Origin of the sequence: Archangium sp., from assembly GCF_036277355.1 — a bacterium.
Lineage (GTDB): Bacteria > Myxococcota > Myxococcia > Myxococcales > Myxococcaceae > Archangium.
Genome location: NZ_DASUNC010000154.1, coordinates 42774 through 60914, shown reverse-complemented (window position 1 = coordinate 60914; position 18141 = coordinate 42774). Strand labels below are relative to the sequence as shown.

Here is an 18141-nt window from a genome sequence, read left to right as displayed (position 1 = left end):
GACTCAGACGGAGCGCGGGGCGCGAAGGACGCGAGCATACACGTCCCGCACGCGGGCGGCGCTGGCTCTGTATTGGGCGAGGAACGTTTCTCCCGGCTCGGTGCCGAGGACGCCCAGCCGGCGCGCGAGCTGCGCCAGGGGCCGGCCACCGGTGGGCATGTGGGCCAGGGAGCTGGCGTGCACGAGCCGCAGCCGGTTCTCCACCCGGCGCAGGAAGAGGTAGCCCTGGCGCAGCGCCTCGGCGTCCTCGGGGGGCAGGAGGCCCTCGGCCTGGAGTCCCTCCAGCGCCGCCAGCGTGTTGGTGCTTCGCACCCTCGGGTGCTCCCGGCCGTGCACCAGTTGCAGGTACTGGACGGTGAACTCCACGTCCACCAGCCCGCCCTGGCCCAGCTTCGGGTTGAGCTGTTGGGCGTTCTCGTGGGCCAGCTCGCGCTCCATGCGCGTGCGCAGCCGGTCGATCTCCGCCGCCGCGTCCGGGGGCAGGGGACGCTCGTAGACGAGCGGGGCGAGCACCTCGTCCTGCAAGGGGCGGAAGCGCGCCGCGTCTCCCGCGGCCGGCCGGGCCTTGATGAGCGCCTGGCGCTCCCAGAGCTGGGCCCGCTTCTGGTGGTGCTCGCGCAGGGCGTCCTGGCTCACCACCAGCGCGCCCTGGTTCCCCGAGGGCCTCAGCCGTGCGTCGATCTTGTAGAGGTGCCCCTCGCGCAGCTGCACCTGGAGCAGCGTCAGGAGCCGCTGCACGGCCTTGGCGAAGTACTCGTGGTGGGTGATGGCGCCGCGGCTGCCTCCGCTCGTGTCCGCCTGGCCGTTGCCGCTGTAGACGAAGATGAGGTCCAGGTCCGAGTGGTAGCCCAGCTCGTACCCGCCCAGCTTGCCCATGGCGATGACCACCAGCCCCTCGCGCTTCCCGCTCGCGTCGAGCGGCATGCCGTAGCGCTCGCGCTGTTCCTCCAGCGCCAGGAAGAGGCACTCGTCGAGGATGGCGTCCGCCACCGCCGTGAGCTGCCGCGCCACCTCCGGCACCGTGAGGTCTCCCCCGATGTCGTTGAGGCCGATGCGCAGCAGTTCCTCGTTCTTGAAGCGCGGCATCGCTCCGTGCTTCGCCTCCGCGTCCGGGTGCCGCGCCAGCCGCGCGCCCAGCTCCTGGCGGATGCGCTCGGTGGACTTGTGCGCCTCGTCCAGCTGCGCCTGCACCAGGGCATCCAGCAGCTCCGGGTGCCGCAGGAAGATGCGCGAGAGGTAGTCGCTCTGCCCGAAGAGGTTGAAGAGGCGGCGGCTCGCCCGAGGCATGCCCGTGAGCAGCCGCAGGTAGCCCTCGGGCTGGTGCAGCCGAGCGAGGAAGTCCGAGAAGTGCAGCAGCGCCTGGTCCGGGTCCGGCGTCTGCGCCAGCTCCGACAGCAGCCGCACCGCCTTCACCCCCGAGCCCCCATCCGTGAAGGGTGAGTGGGGCACCCGCGTCAGCCGCTCCAGCTCGGCCAGCGCCCGCTCGGGGTCCTCGAAGCCCCGTTGCGCCAGCGCCGCCTGGCGTTGCTCCGGCGGCAGGTCCGCGTCCAGCGCGAGCGTTAGGAGGGGCTCGTCGGGGAGTTCGTCTCGCGCCGTCTGTCCCAGCAGTGTGTTGAAGGCCTCCAGCACGAAGCGCCGGTGCCGCTCCAGCTCGGCCCGGAAGGTCTCCCAGTCCGCGTGGCCCAGCGACGTGGCCAGCCGGCGCCGCTCCCGCTCGCCCGTGGGCAACGCCTGCGTCTGCCGCTCCTCCAGCATCTGCAGCCGGTTCTCCACCCGCCGCAGGAAGACGTACGCCTCCTCCAGTGCATCCGCGTCCGGCCCCGAGACGAAGCCCGCTCGCTCCAGCTTGCGCAGCGCCCTCATCGTCCTCGGCTCGCGCAGGTTCGGATCCTTGCCTCCCTGCAACAGTTGCAGCGCGTTGACGAAGAACTCCACCTCGCGGATTCCCCCAGGGCCCAGCTTCACGTCATCCGCGCTCGCCTTGCCGCGCATGTCGATCTGCGCCTTCAGATCTCTCAGCCCGTCCACCGCCGACAGGTCCAGGCTCCTCCGCCAGATGAACGGCCCCAGCTCGCCCAGCAGTTCCTCCGCGAGCGTCGCGTCTCCCGCTACCGCTCGCGCCTTCGTGAGTGCCGCGCGCTCCCACATGCGCCCGAACGTCTCGTAGTACGCCAGCGACGCCGGCAGCGAGATGACCATCGCCCCCGCTCGTCCCTGCGGGCGCAGGTTCAGATCCACCCGGTAGCAGAAGCCCTCCGCCGTCACCTTCGTCAGCGCCTGCGTCACCGCCTCGCCCAGCCGCGTGTAGTACTGCACCGTGGGCAGTGCGCCCGCTGTGCCCCCCGTCGTGTGCCCGTCCGCCCGGTACAGGTAGATGAGGTCCACGTCCGAGCTGAAGTTGAGATCCTCTCCTCCCAGCTTCCCCATCCCCAGGATGCAGAAGCCCGGTGTGTCCGGTGTACCGTACTTCGCCTGGAGGGCTCGCTCCGCCCACGACAGCGCCGCTCCGATGAGCGCCTCGGACAGGGACGTCTGCTCCCGGCCCAGTTCCGACATCGGCGCTCGCAGGGCCGCGTCGCGCACCATGAGGCGCAGCAGTTCGCGGTACTTGTAGCGGCGCAGGCGGCGGTACAGCCCCTCCGCGTCCGCCGGGGCGATGCGGCGCGTGGCCGACTGCGCCTCGCAGCGGTAGTGCTCCCGGGGTTTTTCTCGCGCCAGTGTTCGCGAGCCCGCCAGCCAACGCAGCAGCCCGGGTCTCGTGGTCAGCAGTCGCGGCGCGAAGGTGCTCGCGTGGAAGACCGCGGGCAGCCAGTCCAACAGGCGCGTGAGGGTGACTTCTGGGAGGCCTCGCAGGCCCTCGCGGATCCGGTCGAACGCCGCGATGATCTCGTCCGGCTCCGAGGTTCGCTTCGCGGCCTCGTGGATTCGTTCCGCTGCTTCGGGTCCGAGCTCCGCCGAGAGGACCGAGAGTTCCTTGGCTGCCCGCTTCGCGTTCTCGAAGCCCTCTTCCCTCAGTGGTTCCTCGGTCCAGGTCATCTCGACCCTCACCCCAACCCTCTCCCAGAGGGAGAGGGGGCATACACGGGTTCAACCTGGGATCCTGGCACCCTCACCCCGTCCCTCTCCCGGGGGGAGAGGGGTGTTTGTTGGGCGTTGGGTGTTTGGTGTGCGTGGGGGTCTGGCTCAGGCCTGGGCGATCTGCGCCAGGTTGCTCTTCGCCTTCTGGATGTCTCCCTCGTGCTTCAGCACCAGGTTCAACGTCGCCGCCACCATGTCCGCCGTCAGCGACTCCGCGTTCAGCAGCGCCAGGCTCTGCACCCAGTCCAGCGTCTCGCTGATCGACGGCGCCTTCTTCAGGTCCAGCTTCCGGATCGCCGCCACCGCCTCCACCACCTGCTCCGCCAGTGTCCTCGACACCTCTGGCAGCCGCTTGCGGATGATCCTCAGCTCCCGCTCCCGATCCGGGAAGTCGATGTGAAGGTGCAGGCACCGTCTCTTCAGCGCGTCCGACAGCTCCCGCGCGTTGTTCGACGTCAGCACCACCCGCGGCACGTGCTTCGCCTTGAACGTCCCCAGCTCCGGAATCGTCACCGCGTTGTCCGACAGCACCTCCAGCAGGAAGGCCTCGAACTCCGGATCCGCCTTGTCGATCTCATCCACCAGCAGCAGCGCCGGCGTGTCCGACAGCAGGGCCTTCAGCACCGGTCTCGGCAGCAGGAAGCGCTCGGAGAAGAACACCGCGTCGCTCGACGCCAGCCGGTCCGCCGCCTCGCTCAGCGTCCCCGTGCCCTGCACCATCTCCCCGATCTTGTCCTTCAGGAGCTGGGTGTAGAGCAGCTGCTTGGCGTACTCCCACTCGTAGAGCGCCTTCGCCTCGTCCAGGCCCTCGTAGCACTGCAGGCGGATGAACTCGCGCCCCAGCGCCTGTCCCAGCGCCCGGGCCAGCTCCGTCTTGCCCACTCCCGCCGGACCCTCCACCAGGATGGGCTTCTGCAGCCGATCCGCCAGGAAGCTCGCGGTCGCGATCTCCGCAGAGGCCAGATATCCCACCTGCTCGAGGCGCGTCTCCGCGTCCTCCACGCTGCTCAGGAGGTGTGCTTGGGTCGAAGGGGAGGGGGTGTTCACGCCCCTCAACTTAACCGAAGGGTTTTCAGGCCACTGCGGCAAAAATGCCAGACCTCCGGCCTTCTCCACGCCCCCGTGCCGGTTGCTCGCTGTGCAAGTGGCCGGAACGACTTGGGAAATGAATTCCCCACAATGGGCACGCGACGTGCAATAGAGCCGCGCATTCGTAGCGGGGAGGCGGCGGTCATGTCCTGGTTGTTGCGCATGGTGCTCGTGGTGGCGGTGGCCCTGATTCCGGGAGCCTTCGTGCTGCTGCTGGCCTACGTCGCCACCCGGACCATGCGGGCTCGCTGGCAGCAGGCCCGTCTGCAGGCCCCCCAGGGCACCCGCGTGTCCTTCCGCGAGGTGGTCGCCACCGTCGAGCTCAAGGAGCTCGTGCGCCAGGCGCGCGCCGCGCTCTGAGTCACCCGGCGTAGGCACTTCCGAGACACCTCCCGGCCGCGTTCGTCCCCAACTGGTCCGACAATCGGACCAGTTGCTCGAGCTCGGCCCCGGAAGGGTCCTCCTGCGATCGAACTTCGGCCGCGCGCGGCAGGGGAGCCACGCGCGGCCGGTGAACCACACTACTTGTCCAGCTCGTCCACGAGCGAGGTCCAGTCGGCCTCGTCCGAGGCGCCCGGGCCCGTGGGGATCTGCATGACCACGGTGCGGTCAGTAGGTCCCTGCTCGTCCTCCTCGACGGGGGGAGGCGCCGCGGCGGCGGGCTTCCTGGCCACGGTGTTCTTGGCGGCGGGACGAGCGGCCTTGACCGGAGCGGCGGGGACGATGGTGTTCATCTGCGTGGTGAGCACGCTGTCGTCCTCGTCCGCCACGGGCCTGGCCGCGGCGGTGGACTTCGCGGCCGGAGTGCCCGGCGACTTCGTCTTGAAGCGGGCCAGCTCCAGCTCGGCGACCTTGAGGGCCTTGCTCTTCTCCTGCACCGACTGCTGCAGGCGGGCGATCTCCTGGGCCTTCAGGGCGTCGCGGCGCTCCAACTCGGCCTTCTGCCGGTTGGCCAGCTCCTCGAGCTCCTTGGCCTGACGGGCCTCCAGCTCCTTGCGCTCCTTGGCGGCGGCGGCGAGCTTCGTGGCGGCGTCGGCGACCTTGGCGTCGGCGGCGGCCACCTTCGCGTTGAGGTCCTTCTCCACGCGGGCCTTGGCGCCGGCCGCGTTCTCCACGGCGAGCTCCAGCTCCTGGATCTTCTTCGCCCGGGCGGTGAGCTGCGTCTGGGCCTCCTTGACCTTGGCATCGGCCTCGGCGGCGCGGGTCTGCACCTCCTGGGTGAGCTGGGTGGCGCGGGCCTCGGCGCGGGACAGCTTCGCGGCCAGCTCGTCCGAGGCGCGCTTGGCCTCGGTGCGCTCCTGGGCCTGGGCCTGCTGGAGCGCCTGGAGCTGCGCCTGGGCCTCGGCGAGCTGGTGGGCCAGCCCGTCGCGATCCGACAGCAGCTTCGTCTGGTTGTTGCCCGCGACCTTGAGCTGCTCCTCACGCGCGGCGAGCTGCTTGCGCGTGTTCTCCAGCTCGGTGTTGAGGGCGGTGGCCTGCCGGGTGAGCTCGTCGGTGTTGCGCTTCGCCTGCTCCGCGTCCTGCTGGCGGCGGGCGTCGAGCTGCTTGAGCTGCTCGGTCTTGGCGGCCACCTCGCGGCTGAGGGCCTCGCGCTGACGCTCCTTCTCCTGCGTCACGCCGGTGAGCTTCTGGAGCGTGTCCGACAGCTCCTGGCCCTTGGCGGCGACGTCCTTCTCCAGGAAGTCGATGCGGCGCTGGGACTCGGCGGTGAGCGCGTTGAGGCGCTCCTCGACGCGGTGGCGCTCGTCCTCGGACTCGGCGAGCTGCGAGCCGAGCTGGGTGACCTCGGCGACGCGGCTGCCCAGCTCCTGCTTGGTGAGGAAGAGTTGCTCCTCCAGCTCCTGGTTCTGGTCTCGCGTCTGGGCGAGCGTGGCCTCCAGCTCCGCCTGGGTGGCGGCGGCCTGCTGCTGGCTCTGGGCGTGGGCGGCCTGCTCGCCCGCGAGCGCCTCGCGGGTGGCGGCGAGGGCGCCCTGCGTCTCGGCCAGCTCGTTGCGCACCTGGCCGAGCTGCTCGGACAGCTCCTCCTCCATGGCCTGCTTGAGGGCCTCGGTCTCCTGGAGGACGCCGCTGACGCGGGTGATCTCCGAGTTGGCGGCCTGCAGCTCCGTCTCGCGGTCCGTGCGCTCCTGCACGGTGCGGGCGAGCTCGTCGCGGGTCTGCTCCAGCTGGCCCTGCGTGTCGGTCAGCGTGGCCTGGGTGTCGGCGAGCGACTGGGCGGTGGCCTCCAGCTCGCCGCGCGTGGTGGCCAGCGTCTCCTCGGTGGCGGAGAGGCGGCCCTGGGTGTCAGCCAGCGTGGCCTGCGTGTCGGCGAGCGACTGCGCGGTGGCGTCCAGCTCACCGCGGGTGGAGGACAGGGCCTCCTCGGTGGCGGAGAGGCGGCCCTGCGTGTCGGCCAGGGTGGCCTGCGTCTCGGTGAGCGTCTGGGAGGTGGCCTCCAGCTCGCCCTGCGTGGTGGACAGGGTCTCTTCCGTCGCGGAGAGACGGCCCTGCGTATCGGACAGGGTGGCCTGCGTCTCGGCGAGCGTCTGGGCGGTGGCGTCCAGCTCGCCGCGGGTGCTGGCGAGGGTCTCCTCGGTGGCGGAGAGACGGCCCTGCGTGTCGGAGAGGGTGGCCTGCGTCTCGGCGAGCGTGTTCTGCGTCTCGGCGAGCGACTGGGCGGTGGCCTCCAGCTCGCCGCGCGTGGTGGCCAGCGTCTCCTCGGTCTGGGAGAGCGTGGCCTGCGTCTGCGCGAGCGTCTGCGAGGTGGCGTCCAGCTCGCCCTGCGTGGTGGAGAGCTGCGTGTCGCGGTCGGCGACGGTCTCCTGGAGCGCCTGGATCTGCCCGTTGAGCTCGGCCTCCAGGGCGTTCTTGGACGCCTCCAGCTCGTTGCGGGCCTGGGTGAGGGCCTCCAGCTCGGCGGTGAGCTCGGCCTCGCGGTCGGCCAGGTGGGCCTTGACGGCCTCGACCTCGCCCTCCAGCTCGCCGATGCGCTCCATCTGCTGCTGGATGTTGGCGTTGAGCTCCGCCTCGTGGTGCTCGTTGCGGGCGATGGTCTCCTGCAGCTCGCGCTCGAGCGTGGCGACCTTCGCGTCGCGCTCCTCCAGCCGCTGCGTGAGATCGCTCTCCAGCGCGTCCTTGTCCTGCTGGAGCTGGTCGCGCTCGCCCGTCATGCGCGACAGGTCCGACTCCAGGGCGGCGATCTGCTCGTTGAGCCGCGCCTCGAGCGCGTTGCGCTCCTCGGCGAGCCGCTGGATCTCCGCGTCCGCCCGGGCGCCGTGGTCCTCGGCCGCGAGGGCACGCGACTCCAGGGTGCGCACGGTGGTGTCGCGCTCCTGCTCCGTCTGGGCCAGCCGCTCCTGCAGCGCCTGGATCTCCCCGCTCAGCTCGGCCTGGCGCTGGTCGCGCTCGCTGACGGTGCGGGCCAGCTCGCCCTCCACGGAGTCGATGCGCTGCTGGCGGCGGGCCAGCTCGGCCTCGTGGGCCTGCACCGTCTCGGTGAGCTTCTGCTCCTTGACCTCGAACTCGAGGGTGACGATGCCCAGGTGCTTCTCGAGCTTGTCGTACTCCTCGCGGGCGGTCTCCAGCTCGCCGGCGCGGCGCGACAGCTCGTCATCGCGGCTGGACACCTCGCGGCGAAGGACGTTGATGTCCTTCTCCTTGGAGGCCACCACCTCGATGAGATCCTTCTCGGCGGAGAACTTCTGCAGGAGCAGGTCGTCGACGGTGGCGCCGTGCTCGCGCTCCTTCTGGAGCATGCCCTGCTGCGCCTCGTTGAAGCGCCGCAGCAGGTCATCCACCTGCATCTTCAGGCCCTGCAACTCCACGTCCTTCTCGTGGAGGCGGTCCTCCACGGAGAGCAGCTCGCGCTCGCGGACGTTCCAGATCTCCGAGATGCGGGCGATCTGCGCCTCGCGCACCTTGAGCTCGTCGCGCAGCAGCTGGACCTTGCCCTCGGGCGTGCCCATCAGGTCGCGCCGCGGGGGCGGACGCTTGAGCTGGCGGGACTCGGCGAGCAGCTCGGCCTTGCGGTCCGCGATGGACTGGAAGGAGCGCTCGAGGAAGCCGCGATCCTCCTCGGTGATGGCGCTGCGGCGCTCACGCTTGGGCAGCCGGGGCGGACCTCCCGCGGGGGAGGGTGCGCCCTTGAGCGGCGGCGGCATGGGCGGAGGACCGTCACCCGAGTGGCCCGCGGGGGCCTGCTCCTCCTCGGGAGGCACGATGCCCACGCTCATGGAGGCGAGCTCTCCCATCTCGAAGGGGATGATGAGGTAGCCGTCCGCGGCCCCCGGCGTCTGGCGGTGCTGGTTCAGCCCCTCCACGCCGGTGTCCGAGGACAGCAGCAGCACGCGGAGGTTCTGCCCCCACTTGCCCTTCTTGATCTGCCCGCACAGGGTGAAGCCGGACTGATCCGGCAGCTCGGCCCGGACCACGACGAGGTCCGGCCGGCGCTTCTCCATCTCACGCTGTGCGTCGGCGGCGGTTGCCGCCATGGCCGTTTGATAGCCCGCGCTCTTGAGCACGGTGGCCATGCTGAGGGCGAAGTCGTTCTGGCTTTCGACGATGAGGACGCGGCGCTCCATGCAGCCCTTTTACCCACGAAAAGTGCAATGAAAACCGGCACATCCTAGCCACGCGCGAAAGGGCTTGGAAAGTTTCCGTGTCGGGCTCGGTCGGTTGCCTCCCCTGGAGGACACGGCTCTCGGATTATGAGGGTTTGCCACGTGACACTCCCTGCGCCTTCGGCGCGGGAGGTGGGGCGGGGTCCTCGTCCCGGCCGGGCATGGTCGTGGGCGGGGTGTGCCGGGCGAACTGCGTCCCCTCGGGCGGGCAGTAGCCGTGCGCCAGCTGGGCGAACCACGGGTTCAACCGCGACTCGGGCGGCTCCCGGGGCGGCGTCTCCGGCGTCTCCGCCTCGTGGATCTCCGCGCTGCTGATCTCCTCCGGCTCCTCCAACGGCTGGGCGTCGGTAGGTGTCGGAGCGCTGTCTACCTCTTGAATCTCCTCGGCCTCGGCTTCGGGTACCTCCTCGGGCTCCTCGGTCCTGGCGGGGATGCGCGCCTGGACGGCGGGGGGGGGCGGGAGCTGCTGCGGGGCGAGCACCGGGGGAGCGGCGGGACGAGAGCCACTGGGGGGCTGGGCCCTGGGCGGCAGCGGAGGGATGGAGATGGAGGGGCGTGACTTCTCCGGCAGGCCGGGCGCCTGGCGCAGGACGGGAGGCTCCGCGGGGCGGGGCGCGGGACGCTCCTCGCGGCGGGGCGGCAGCGCGGGAGGCCGGGCCTGGGCGGGCTCGGGAGCCGCAGCGGGTGCCGGGGCTGGGGCCGGAGCCTGGGCCGGGCGGTTGTCGGTGGAGACCGTCCGGGTGACGAGGCTCGGGCGGGGCGGAATGGGCGGGGGAGACGCGGGCGGAGCGGGGGGTTCGCGCAAGGGCAGCCCCATGATGACGGGAGGTCCGCCGGGCCGAACGTCCTGCTCGGTCAGCGCGTTGTCCCGGTCCTTGAAGGAGGGCTCGCGCAGGGGCAGCCCCATGATGACGGGAGGACCATCGGGCCGAGCGGCCTCTGGCTCCGTCTTGATGAGGCGCGTGTCGAGGCCCTCTTCGTAGAGGATGTGGCCGGTGACGAGCGGCAGCTCCTCGCGCGCGAGGCCGCCCTCGCCCGGGTCCGTGTCCGGGATGGGCTCGCTCTCGGAGGCCCCCTCGCCGGGGGGCGGAGACGCGGCTTCCGGCCGGCTCGCGCTCACCGTCCCCGCGAGCGCGAGGACGCGGTTGGTGGGCGTGCCCGTCATCGTCGGGCTGATCTTCGACTCGTCGGCGGGCGCCATCGGCACCGGGGACTTGCCGAGCAGGCCGTCGTAGATGTCCAGCAGCTGACCGCGGATGAGGCCCGCGTCGAGCCACTGCTCGGCGTACGCCCGGGCCTGCTTGCCGAGCGAGACGCGCCGGGGCACGTCGCGCGCCAGCGCGATGAGGTGGTCCGCGAGCGCCTGGGCGTCACCGGGCGGATAGAAGACACCGGCCGAGGAGGGGATGAGCTCCCGGCTGACGGGGAGATCCGTGGCGAGCACCGGACGGCCCGCGGCGAGGTACTCGGAGACCTTGGCGAGGGCGCCGCCCTGCACGCGGTTGCGGTCCACGTCGTCCAGCGGCAGCACGCCCACGTCCGCGAGCGCGAGCACCTTGGCCACGTCGTCATGGGCCACGGGCGGCTGGAACTCGACGTGCTGCTTGAGGCCGAGCTCGGAGACGAGGTCCTCCAGGTGGGGCTGCCAGTCCGGGTGGCGTGCGCCCACGAGTGTGAGCCGCACATCCACTTCCCTCACGGCGAGTGCGAGCCCCCGCAGCAGTCCGGCCAGTCCCTGCCAGGCGACCTGGCTGCCCAGGTACATCAGCCGCATGGGGGCGCCGTCCGGCGAGCCGAGCGCCTCGGGCACGTAGGGCCCCAGGTCCACCGGGGCGCGCACCACCTGCACGGACTCCTGGCCCACGCCCAGCGAGTGGATGAAGGAGCGCGTGGTGGGCGAGCCGGTGATGACCCGGTCCGCGTTCATCAGGCAGAAGAGCTCCTGGCGGCGGACCTTGGAGAGGAACTTCCGGTCACCCTCCAGCTGCGGGTGCGTGTAGCGCAGCTCCTGCGAGGGGAAGCCCTGGGCCTCGTAGACGAGCCGGTAGCCGTAGTCGCCCTTGAGCTCGCACAGGGCGTAGCCGCCGAAGGGGTCGGTGAAGTGGACGAGCGCGTACTCCTCGCTCTCCAGCTGGCGGCGCACGGCGCGCTCGAAGGACTGGATGCGCGAGGCGAGATCTCCCGCGCCCACGGGCACGCGCAGCAGGCGGGCGCCCTGGTACTTCTCGATGTGCGAGTGGTCCGGCGTCTTGACCGAGAGCACCACCACGGAGAAGCGATCGGGCAATGCCTTCAAATACTCCGTCAGCCGCCGCGACGAGCCAGAAGGGCCGGGGAGGACATCGAAGCTGCACAGCAGGAGTCTGGGCAGGTCGCTCAAGGCGGACGGGAGAATACAAAGTCGGCTCCCGGCTTGTCACCGCCCCCGGCGATTCCCGAGGTATGACCACGAACAGAAGTGAAATCGCTCGTTGACCCCCGGCCCCTGGCGACCTAAGCCGAGAGGTGCCTATGGCCGACCTCAAGAGCGTCACGGTGGAGTATCTGCGGGAGCTCGCGCGCAAGCATCTCGGACGCGGGCATAGCAAGCTCAAGACCAAGAAGGACTTGTTGGCCGCGCTCGTGCAGCGGGTGCCCCGGCTGGCGAAGCTGGCGGGTCTCGAGGAGCAGGGGACGGGGACCGTCAACCAGAAGACGCGCCCGGTGGACGGGACGGCGGGCTCGAAGACGGCCGGGTCCCGCAAGGCCCCGGTGGCCGTCTCGGCGGCCTCGCGCACCGAGAAGCCCGAGGACGAGCATCCCAAGCAGCCCACCGCTCCGGAGCACCCCCTGCCCGGAGACGATGACGAGAAGACCCCGGTGCACCACCCGCCGCGCCCCGCGGAGGTGGTGAACTTCCCGCCCAAGCCCAGGCCGCCGGGCCGGCTCACGGCCGAGGTCGACGAGGAGGTCACCCTGGAGGCGCCTCCGGAGCCGTCCGCGCCTCCCGAGGCCGTTCCCGTGGCGCAGCATGCCGCGGAGCCGCTGGTGGAGGGCTTCTTCGTGGCCCGCATGGCGGGGGAACAGGAGGCCTGGCGCCACCACCTCACCGAGTCGCAGAAGCGTCGGCCCCGCGAGGCGCTCGGCTCGCCGGACTACGACGAGCAGCTCGGCGACCTGCCGATGGACTACGAGGACGACACGGCGCTGCTGCTGGCGAGAGATCCGCAGACGCTCTTCGTGCTCTGGGACTTCAGCGCCGAGGCCCGGCGGCGAGCCCTGGACGGGCTGCAGTCGCCGCGCGCCGTGCTGCGCGTCTATGACGACTCCGACGTGCTGGTGCGGGTGATCGACGTCGCGCTCGAGTCGCGCAGCTACTACATCCACGGGTTGCCGCCCGGTCATCCGTACCGCGTGGAGGCCCATTTCGTGGGCGGCAACGGCCGCTCGCGCCGCATCGGCCACTCCTCGAACCGGGTGTTCCTGCCGCCGGGAGGCCCGTCCGAGGACACCTCGGTGCGCTACCTGCGCATGCCGCCGGTCGCCGTCCGGGGCGCCAACATGGAGTCGGTGGCCGCCACCGCGCCCACCCGGACGCCGCCCTTCGAGGAGCGCGAGTACATCATCTGGCGCCGCGTGGCCCTGCCGGGCAGCGGTGGTTTCGAGGACATCCCCGAGGTGCGGCGCGAGCGCACCAGCCCCGGTGCTCCGGACGAGGGGGCTCCCGGCCAGGACTACCTGCACGCCCACCGTGCCGAGGGCTCCTCGGAGCAGCCGTGGATGGGCTCCTGGGGTCCCGCGGGCTCCTCGGAGCAGCAGCAGTGGATGCGGTCGCAGGGTCCGGGCGGCTCCTCCGAGCAGTCCGTGGCCTCGCGGACCCAGGCCGGGCCCGCCGAGTCGTGGTGGATGCGGTCGCAGGGCCCGGGCGGCTCCTCCGACGAGTGGATGCGTTCACAGGGGCCGGGTGGGTCCTCCGAGCAATGGGTCTGGGCGTGGATGCGCCCTTCCTCCTCGGGTCTGGGCCGCTAGGGAGATGACATGAGCATCGGCTCGCTCGCTCTCGTCCTGCACGCCCACCTGCCGTTCGTCCGCCACCCCGAATACGAGGACTTCCTCGAGGAGGACTGGCTCTACGAGGCCATCTCGGAGACGTACCTCCCGCTGCTGCTCGTCTTCGATCGGCTGGCGGACGAGGGCGTGCCCTTCCGGGTGACGATGACGCTCACGCCCACGCTCGTCACCATGCTGCGCGACGAGCTGCTCATGGGCCGTTACGCGCGCAAGCTGGATCAGCTCTGTGAGCTGGGCGCGCGCGAGGTGCACCGCACCCAGAACGATCCCGTCTTCAACCGGCTGGCCCACTTCTACCGGGACCACTTCGAGACGCTGCGCGGCGCCTTCCGCAAGCGCTACAAGCGCGACCTGGTGAGCGCCTTCCGCCGGCTGCAGGACGCGGGGCACGTGGAGATCATCACCTGCAACGCCACGCACGGTTTCCTGCCGCTGATGCAGCAGACGCCCGAGGCGGTGCGCGCGCAGATCACCGTGGCGGCCAACCACTACCGGCAGACCTTCGGCCGGGACGCGCCGGGCATCTGGCTGGCCGAGTGCGGTTACTTCCCCGGGGTGGAGAAGTATCTGGCGGCCGAGCGCATCCGGTACTTCTTCGTGGACACGCACGGCCTGACGGACGCCACGCCGCGGCCGCTGCATGGCCCCTTCGCGCCCATCTACACGGAAGCGGGCGTGGCCGCGTACGCGCGGGATCCCGAGAGCAGCCAGCAGGTGTGGAGCTCGCAGCACGGCTACCCGGGCGACCCCGTCTACCGCGAGTTCTACCGGGACATCGGCTGGGACCTGGACCTGGACTACATCCGGCCCTTCATCCAGCCCACGGGGGATCGCAAGAACACGGGCTTCAAGTACTACCGGATCACCGGCAAGACGCAGGACAAGCAGCCCTATGATCCGGACGCCGCGCGCGAGCGGGCCGCCACCCACGCGGGCAACTTCCTCTTCAACCGCGAGAAGCAGTTCGAGTGGCTCGCCGGGAAGATGGGAGGCCGCAAGCCGGTGGTGGTGGCCCCCTACGACGCCGAGCTCTACGGCCACTGGTGGTTCGAGGGCCCGTGGTTCCTCGAGGCGCTCATCCGCAAGGTGGCCCAGGAGCAGAAGACGTTCCAGCTGGTGGCGCCCTCGGACGATCTGGCCGAGCACCCGGAGAACCAGGTGGCCACGCCGCCCCTGTCTTCCTGGGGCGCGGGCGGCTACGCCAACATGTGGCTGGATGGCTCCAACGATTGGATCTACCGGCACCTCCACCATTGCTCGCGGCAGATGGTGGCCCTGGCGAAGGAATACCCCGACGCCCCGACGCTCGTGCGCCGGGCGCTCAATCAGGCCGCGCGCGAGCTCCTGTTGGCACAGGCCTCGGACTGGGCCTTCATCATGAAGACCGGGACCATGGTGGACTACGCCGTGCGCCGCACGAAGGAGCACATCCTCCGCTTCCAGCGCCTGCACGAGCAGATCCGCTACGGGAACATCGACGAGGGTTGGCTGGCCCACATCGAGGGCAAGAACAACCTCTTCCCGGAGATCGACTACCGGGTGTACCGCCCGGGGTGAGGAGGCCGGGGCGCTCGCCGGGCGGTTGAGGGTGTAGCGCCTACATGGCTGGCTCTCATTCTCGGGAAGAGAAGGGGGGCTTCAGTGTTTCCCAGTCGCGCGGGCAGGGCCCATCCTCCTTGCCTTGACGTCTTTCCGTCTTATTTCGGGAGAGACCATGATCAAGCGACTGAATGCATCGCGGCGTGCTCTCACGGGCGCCCTCATCGTAGCGCTGCCGGTGCTGACGCAGGCTCAGACGGCGGCTCCTTCCGTTCCTCCTCCAGCCCAGCCGGCCACCCGGGAAGCGCAGGCCCTGCCCTCGCTCGCCCCGCTGGTCGAGTCCGTGAAGGGGGCGGTCGTCAACGTGGACGTGCAGTCCAAGGCCTCCGGCTTCGGCCAGGGGGAGAATCCCTTCATGGACCGCTTCTTCGGAGGCGGAGAGGGAGGCCGGGGCCAGCGGCGCGAGCAGATCCGGCAGGGCTCGGGCTCGGGCTTCATCATCGATCCCAAGGGCCTGGTGTTGACCAACAACCACGTCGTCGAGGGCGCGGTGGCCATCCGCGTGCGCCTGGACGATGGGCGCAGCTTCGACGCGGAGGTCGTCGGGACGGATCCGCTCACGGACGTGGCGCTCATCCGGCTCAAGGGCAAGGTGGAGAACCTGCTCACGGTGAAGCTGGGAGACTCGGACGCGCTGCGCGTGGGTGACTGGGTGGTGGCCATCGGCAACCCGTTCGGCCTGGCCTCGAGCGTGAGCAGCGGCATCCTGTCGGCGCGAGCGCGCGACATCCACTCGGGCCCGTACGACGACTTCCTGCAGACGGACGCGGCCATCAACCCGGGCAACTCGGGTGGCCCGCTCTTCAACCTGAAGGGCGAGGTGGTGGGCATCAACACGGCCATCGTGGGTGGAGGCACGGGCATCGGCTTCGCGGTGCCGAGCAACCTGGTGAAGGCGCTCATGCCGCAGTTGGAGAAGGACGGCGCGGTGACGCGTGCGTGGCTGGGCATCGGCATCCAGGATCTGACGCAGGACCTGGCCAAGGCGATGCAGTTGCCGGTCAACGAGGGCGCCATCGTGTCGCAGGTGAACGAGGGCTCTCCGGCGGGCAAGGCGGGCATGAGGGCGGACGACGTCATCGTGGCCATCGACGGGCAGAAGGTGGGCTCGGGAGGCCAGCTGACGCGCACGGTGGCGCTGAAGAAGCCGGGCACGACCTCCACGCTGGACGTCTTCCGGGACGGGAAGAAGCAGGCGCTGAAGGTGCAGCTCGGGACGCGCCCGGACCGGGAGGGCGTGAGCGCGCGTCCGCGGCGTGGCGGCGACGAGACGGAGCAGTCGTCGAAGGCGCGGGTGGGCGTGTCGTTGAGCAACGTGGACCCGCGGATCGTCGAGCGGACGGGGTTGCGCTCGGAGCAGGGGGCGCTGGTGACGGACGTGCTGCCGGGCTCGCCGGCGGAGCGCGCGGATCTGGCGCCGGGGATGGTGGTGGTGGAGGTGGATCGCAAGCCGGTGCGGAGCGCGGAGGAGCTGGCGAAGATCATCCGCAAGGCGCCCGCGGGCAGCACGTTGCTGTTGCGCGTGGAGGTGCCGGGCAGCGGCCGTTTCCTGCGAGCCCTGCAGGTCCCGTAGCCCCCTCGAGAACCCACCCCAGCATCCACCCCTCTCCCCTCGGGAGAGGGACGGGGTGAGGGTATCGAGGATCCCAGGCTCAGGCCCGTGTCACCGCCGTGGTGACGCGGGCCTTTCTACTGCGGGCCCAGAACTCACGCCTTGGCGATGGTGGTGGGGGCGGAGGGATCGTTGGGGCGGGCCAGTCCGCGCTCGCGGCCGGGGTGCAGTTCCATGCCGGGCGCGTAGGAGGTGACGCTGTTGCGTCCGGCGCGCTTGCTGGCGTAGAGGGCGGCGTCGGCGCAATCCACCAGGGAGTCCTGGGTGGTGGAGTCGGTGGGCATGGTGGCCACGCCGATGGAGACGGTGATGTGGCCGCCGGGCTGGGTGGGGGCGGCGAGCTGGGGGGCCTCCATGATGGAGCGGCGCAGCTTCTCGGCCACGTCGAAGGCGTCGTTCTTGGAGACGTTGGAGAGGACGAGCATGAACTCCTCGCCGCCGTAGCGCGCGAGGGTGTCCACCTTGCGCAGGCGGGCGCGGAGCACATCGCAGACCTTGCGCAGCGTCTCGTCACCGGCGCGGTGGCCCGCGGCGTCGTTGAGCTTCTTGAAGTGGTCGATGTCCACCATGAGGATGGACACGGGCGTGCCGAAGCGCTGGGCACGAGCCACCTCCAGCTCCAGGCGCGCGAAGAGGTGACGGCGGTTGGGCACCCCGGTGAGGGGGTCCGTCATGGTGAGCTTCACCGCCTCGGCGTGGAGCATGGCGTTCTTCACCGCCGTGGCGGCCTGATCGGCCACCGCGGTGAGCAGCTCCAGCTCCTCGGGGGCGAAGCTGGCCACCTCGGGGCGCCGGAAGTTGAGCACGCCGAGCACCGAGTCCATGTGCACCATGGGGATGCACAGCACCGCTCCCGTGTCGTGCCCAGGCATCAGCCCGTTCCGGGCGAAGGCGCTCGAGGGATCCGTGACGTCCGGCACGTACACCACGCGCTGCAGCTCCGCGGCGCGCCCGCTGGCCCCGTCGCCGGGTTGCACCGTCATGCCCTCCAGCTCCGGGTGCTCCGGGAAGGTGCTCTTGACCTCCAGCAGCCCCTCCGCGTTGACGAGCATGATGGAGAAGTCGGGGATGTGGAGCCGCTCGGGCACCAGCTGGGTGATGCGCGAGAGCAGCTCGGACAGCTCGATGGTGGAGTTGACCGAGCGCGCCACGTCGAAGAGCAGGGCCAGCTCGGCGATGCGCTCCTCCAGCTCCTCCTTGAGGGAGAGCTTCCACTTCGTCACCTGGAGATCGCGGTGGGTGTCGATCTCCTCGGCCTTCATGGAGGTGATGCGCGCCAGCATGGCGTTGAAGGCGGCGCCGAGCCGGGAGATCTCATCCGACGAGCCGCGCACCTCGGCGCGCACCAGGAAGTCGCCCTCCTCGGCGCGCCGCATGGCGGCCGTCAGCCGGCGCAGGGGACGGGTGAGGAAGAAGTGCAGGGAGGTGCCGGTGGCGACGATGAGCATGGCGCCCAGCACCAGCACCGCCACCAGCGCGGCGCCGAGGGCATGGGTGAGCTCGCGGTGCACCACGGGCTCGGCCACGCGCAGGTGCACCATGCCCACCCGCGTGTCCTGGGCTCCGGCATGGCAGCCCTCGCACGCCTTCTCCCCGAGCGAGCGGAGCACCTCCGTCTCGTGGGCATCCGAGCGCGCCCACTGGGGCCCGGGAGCCGCGAGGCGCTCGGCGTCCGGGTGCCGCGTGCCCACCTCCCGCGGGCTCACGGACCAGCGGATGTGGCCATCCGGGGACAGGATGTTCAGCTCCGCCGTGGAGCGCAGCAGCCGGGTGTCCGACTGCATCAGCTCGGAGACGGGGAAGTGGGGGGGGAGGCCCTCGGGCGTGGGCAACCGGAAGGTGGTGGCCACGAACTCCGCGAGCACCATCGCCTCGTCGTGCGTGGCGTCCCGGGCGGCGATCTGCGCCTCACGCCAGAAGTAGCCCAGACCCAGCAAGGCCGCGAGCAGACCGGGCAGGCCGACGCTCCAGAGGAGCTTCCTGCCAACGGTGTCGAGACCCAAAGCCATAATGCCCCTGTAAGTTTCTCGGATTGTCAGATCGGGTAACGCACACTGTCAAACGGTCACCGTCGGAAATCATTCGATGGTGTGATTGCCTCACGAGCCCTCCAAG

The 18141-nt window shown here is 70.6% G+C and carries 9 protein-coding genes; 4 read left to right on the top strand and 5 right to left on the bottom strand.

The window, feature by feature from the left end; all coding sequences use genetic code 11:
• Positions 1–3: 3 nt before the first annotated feature.
• Together glnE and VFZ09_RS38465 are read right to left on the bottom strand one after the other, a co-directional pair.
• On the bottom strand, positions 4–3048 hold the full coding sequence (gene glnE, locus VFZ09_RS38470; protein ID WP_329732758.1) for a bifunctional [glutamate--ammonia ligase]-adenylyl-L-tyrosine phosphorylase/[glutamate--ammonia-ligase] adenylyltransferase: 3045 nt from the start codon (positions 3046–3048) through the stop codon (positions 4–6).
• 135 nt (positions 3049–3183) lie between these two features.
• Positions 3184–4125: a MoxR family ATPase gene (locus VFZ09_RS38465; RefSeq protein WP_329732757.1), complete on the bottom strand. Its 942-nt coding sequence runs from the start codon at positions 4123–4125 to the stop codon at positions 3184–3186.
• A 186-nt stretch (positions 4126–4311) separates the two neighbouring features.
• Between VFZ09_RS38465 and VFZ09_RS38460 the strand changes: the two genes are divergently transcribed.
• Positions 4312–4527: a hypothetical protein gene (locus VFZ09_RS38460; RefSeq protein ID WP_329732756.1), complete on the top strand. Its 216-nt coding sequence runs from the start codon at positions 4312–4314 to the stop codon at positions 4525–4527.
• Between the two features lie 161 nt (positions 4528–4688).
• On the opposite strand, the gene VFZ09_RS38455 is transcribed toward VFZ09_RS38460, so the two are convergent.
• On the bottom strand, positions 4689–8726 hold the full coding sequence (locus VFZ09_RS38455) for a response regulator (RefSeq protein ID WP_329732755.1): 4038 nt from the start codon (positions 8724–8726) through the stop codon (positions 4689–4691).
• Between the two features lie 124 nt (positions 8727–8850).
• Complete coding sequence (locus VFZ09_RS38450; protein WP_329732754.1) at positions 8851–11145, bottom strand: glycosyltransferase family 4 protein; 2295 nt, start codon at positions 11143–11145, stop codon at positions 8851–8853.
• A 131-nt stretch (positions 11146–11276) separates the two neighbouring features.
• Here VFZ09_RS38450 and VFZ09_RS38445 point away from each other — a divergent pair, with 131 nt between their 5' ends.
• The 3 genes from VFZ09_RS38445 to VFZ09_RS38435 all read left to right on the top strand — a co-directional run bounded on the left by VFZ09_RS38445 (position 11277) and on the right by VFZ09_RS38435 (position 15987).
• Entirely contained in the window at positions 11277–12773 is a 1497-nt protein-coding gene (locus VFZ09_RS38445) for a DUF4912 domain-containing protein (RefSeq protein ID WP_329732753.1), read from the top strand.
• A gap of 9 nt (positions 12774–12782) precedes the next feature.
• Positions 12783–14372, top strand: a complete 1590-nt coding sequence (locus tag VFZ09_RS38440; RefSeq protein WP_329732752.1) for a glycoside hydrolase family 57 protein — start codon at positions 12783–12785, stop codon at positions 14370–14372.
• 157 nt (positions 14373–14529) lie between these two features.
• Positions 14530–15987: a trypsin-like peptidase domain-containing protein gene (locus tag VFZ09_RS38435; protein ID WP_329732751.1), complete on the top strand. Its 1458-nt coding sequence runs from the start codon at positions 14530–14532 to the stop codon at positions 15985–15987.
• A gap of 134 nt (positions 15988–16121) precedes the next feature.
• On the opposite strand, the gene VFZ09_RS38430 is transcribed toward VFZ09_RS38435, so the two are convergent.
• The gene (locus VFZ09_RS38430) at positions 16122–18035 is read right to left on the bottom strand and encodes a diguanylate cyclase (protein WP_329732750.1); all 1914 of its coding nucleotides are present in this window, start codon (positions 18033–18035) and stop codon (positions 16122–16124) included.
• Positions 18036–18141 lie beyond the last annotated feature (106 nt).